We start from the raw sequence: 3,504 nt of genomic DNA, 5'->3' as shown, positions 1-3,504 counted from the left end.
AGATCTTTACTGCTTTGTAATGAAACTTAGTGTGCAAAGAATCACTGATTTTTAAGTTAAGCATGACTTTACTGGTTTTTAGTTTACTTTAAAACCTATAGGAATGTATGGTTGGCCAATGTTTAGGACTGGACCTCCATTCCCATAAAAATTGGAGCTTAGAAATTCAATATTTCCTACTGTTATTGGATAAGGAACATCTGAGTAATCCGATTTTTGTAAGGTTCTACCAACTGTTTCACTTACAGAAGTACTGTTTACGATGGTTCGCGAAACTTTAATGATATCTCCTGAACTTACCGACACTGGAGTTATGCTTTGATAATCTAATTGTGATTGTGAAAAAGAATGGGTGCCAGAGTAAGAAGCTTGAGATGTTTCGTTAATTACTTCCATTAAATAATCGCCTGTCCAAGTACTCGGATTTTGATATCCCACACTACATATTTCTCCGTCTGCATTTATTACCATGCGGTATTCGTGCGTATTTAAATCCATGAATTCAGCATGGTCATCATAGCCATTTGCAGTGGAAAAAGCATCCGTTATCGCTGTGTCTACATAAGAGTCATCACACACATTGTTTGTGGCGTCATCGTCATTATCGCAGGATGAAAGTACAAAGAGACTTAACATAGACAGTAATGCGATTTTTTTTAAACTTTTCGTTTTCATAATTTTTGTTTTTAATTTATTGCTTACACCTTGATATCAAAACTCTTTTAAAATTGTTACCCTGTTTTTAATGAAATTTTTTAAAAACAAGCTGTTTCAGTTAAGAAACAGCTTGTTAAGCAGGATGTTACCTATTTTTTAATTATTTTGTTTTGATAGGTCTTTCCATCTATTATGGCTGTACTAATATATATGCCAGTTGGCCAATTTTTAATATAGATGGTTTCTTTTTGGTCTTGAGTTCTGCTAGTATGTACCTCAATACCTTGTATGTTTCGCACACTAATAATTTTTGTGTCTTTACTTTCTATTTCAGTAAAATCTAAAGTAACTTGATCTTGTGCTGGATTAGGAAAAACTTTAAAATTTAATTCTTTCTCAGTATTTTCGGTAACTTCATCCCCAAAAGTAATTGTGTATTCAAAAGCTTTTTCTGTTTCTAAACCTCCTGGGTGTGGATCGGCAATAATTTCTCTTTTACAACAAGTTACTTCAAAGAAAATATCTACAGCATCCCAAGGGTTTCCTACAGCCAATCTAAATCTGTATATCTTTCCTGGTCTTAAATGATATCCTTGAGGTAAGAAATCTACAATATTAATGTTGTTAGGTGCTTGAGTTAGTGGTGATACCCAGTCAGAATGTAAAACGTTGATATCTGTCCAAGTTGATAAATTAAATTCTGATAATCCTACAAAGTATCTATCTTCACACGTACTTGCTGAGCCATCTACCCATAAATTGTCAATTAAACATAGCTCTGTTACTTTCATTGGGCCGTAATAACTATCATATTCATTTTCTTGATTAGGGAATCTAAATTTAGCTGCTGCCGTTGGTTTAGAATCTTCTTTGCATCCACCACAACCAAATACTTGGTGAAAACTTTGGTAAGAATGATTGTTTGGGTTGGCTCCAAGTTTTCTATCAATTCCAGTAACAATAAAGTCGCAGTCATAAATAGCCATACTTCTTAAGTCATTTTCAATTTTATTGTCAATGCTATAAGTATGTATCAAACTATTTCCAGAATCGTACAACTTAACTTTGTGATTAGCATCTACTAAACTTCCAGAATATTGACTCATTATTAAGCGATTATTTTTGTCTACCGCAACAAATCCGTCTTTTGATTGTTTAAAATGTTCACCTCCATTACTTCCATTTTGGTTTAAAAAACGAATAGTAGATGATGCAGGAGATGAAGGAAATGATTGAGTTACGTTATAAAACACTTCCCAGTTATCTCTAATAGCTATTTGGTTTGTATTACGAAAACCAAATCGAGTACCATCTTGAATAAAATGAGAATGTAAACTAGATAAGTTTGTATTTTGATTAAAGCTTGAAGAATATGTGTAGCGTTTAATATGTGCTTTTAAATAATTTACTCTATCAAAAGAATATCCAACTGCCAATTTTTCATCATTCATATCCATATTTATTACAAATGGATGCGTGGCATTAATTAATTTAACGTCATCCAAAGGTAAAAGTCCTCTATAGTGCATGTCTCTAAAAATCTTCACCTTTATTTTGTTGTTTTCTGTACAACCAATTAATACATCTCCATTTGGAGCGATAGCTAAATCTGTGGCATGTATATTATTTACAACTTCAATACGCGAACCTATTAAATGGCCTGAGGTATCAAATTTCTTCAAATAGGTTTTAAATACCGTTCCATTAGGTTTTTCATAGTCGACATATAAAACATAAATATTGTTTTTGTTATCAATTTTAACTCTAGCAAATCCGCCATAATTCGAGAATTTTACGTCTGGAGAAGTTGCATTATAAGTAGAGCCATTATAGATTTTTAAGTAATTGCCAACTTCGTTAGGAGAATCGGACCAATAAGTAATGGCATAAAACTCCTTGTTTTTGTCCGATGTAGATGGTGTCCATGCACTTATGGAAGAGTTGTTAAGAGAGCTGGTTTGAACGCCTCCAGTTAATGGGGTTTGCGCGTATAGAGCTCCGTAAAAGCCAAGTAAAAAAATCAAAAAGATTTTTTGAATAGAATTTTTCATAATAAAATTTTTGTTAATGTTAATTCATGGATACTTTATCCATTCTTTCATACATCAAAACCATTTTAAAATTGTTACCCTTATTATGCGAAGTTTTTTTAAATTCGTTAAAAATAAAGGGTTTATGAGCCAAAAGAAAATTCACGAAGATCAGAAGTATATAGAAGGCTTGGTGGCGAACAACGCATTTATCATTCAGGCTATCTACGATAAGTTTGCTCCAAAAGTTATTAATTATATTAAGCAGAACAGTGGAGATGCCGATAGTGCTAAAGATATTATTCAAGAAACCATTATAACTATTTATAACCAGGCCACAGAAAAAAACTTAGAGCTTACATGTCCGTTCGATGCTTATTTTTTCTTACTCTGTAAACGTAAATGGCTCAACCAATTAAAAAAAACTGGTAATAAAGAGGTAACAATTAATGAAGAGGTGTTATCTAAGGATGATGACGCTCAAGAACTAGCTTTCGAAACCTCTCTATTTGAACAACAACACAGTTTATATAAAGATATGTTTGAAAAACTAGGACAGGCCTGTAAGGACTTATTAAAAGCCACTTTTAAAATAAAATCTATGGAAGAAGTTGCTGAAAATCTAGGTGTAACGTATGCTTATGCCAGAAAAAAGAAGTCTTTATGCATAGGCCAACTAACCAAAATGATTCAAGAGTCGCCAACTTATAAAAACCTAAAATCTTAACCATGCAAGAACAAGATTATATATTATTTGAAGATTATTTGTCTGGAATGTTACAACCGGAAGAATTAGTGGCTTTTGAAAATAGATTGC

Annotated in this window: 3 protein-coding genes; 1 reads left to right on the top strand and 2 read right to left on the bottom strand. The window is 32.5% G+C overall.

The features are described 5' to 3' along the window. Positions 1-78: 78 nt before the first annotated feature. Both VKY47_RS05330 and VKY47_RS05325 read right to left on the bottom strand, forming a co-directional pair. The gene (locus VKY47_RS05330; protein ID WP_324310985.1) at positions 79-675 is read right to left on the bottom strand and encodes a hypothetical protein; all 597 of its coding nucleotides are present in this window, start codon (positions 673-675) and stop codon (positions 79-81) included. A gap of 131 nt (positions 676-806) precedes the next feature. After that, entirely contained in the window at positions 807-2,708 is a 1,902-nt protein-coding gene (locus VKY47_RS05325; RefSeq protein WP_324310983.1) for a T9SS type A sorting domain-containing protein, read from the bottom strand. Positions 2,709-2,832: 124 nt separating this feature from the next. Between VKY47_RS05325 and VKY47_RS05320 the strand changes: the two genes are divergently transcribed. Further along, positions 2,833-3,414 (top strand): RNA polymerase sigma factor, encoded by a 582-nt coding sequence (locus VKY47_RS05320; protein WP_324310980.1) that lies wholly within the window; start codon positions 2,833-2,835, stop codon positions 3,412-3,414. Positions 3,415-3,504 lie beyond the last annotated feature (90 nt).

This window comes from Xanthomarina sp. (assembly GCF_035306705.1).
GTDB lineage: Bacteria > Bacteroidota > Bacteroidia > Flavobacteriales > Flavobacteriaceae > Xanthomarina.
The sequence above is the reverse complement of the archived record's forward strand: the minus strand, read 5'-3'. Positions and strand labels throughout refer to the sequence as shown.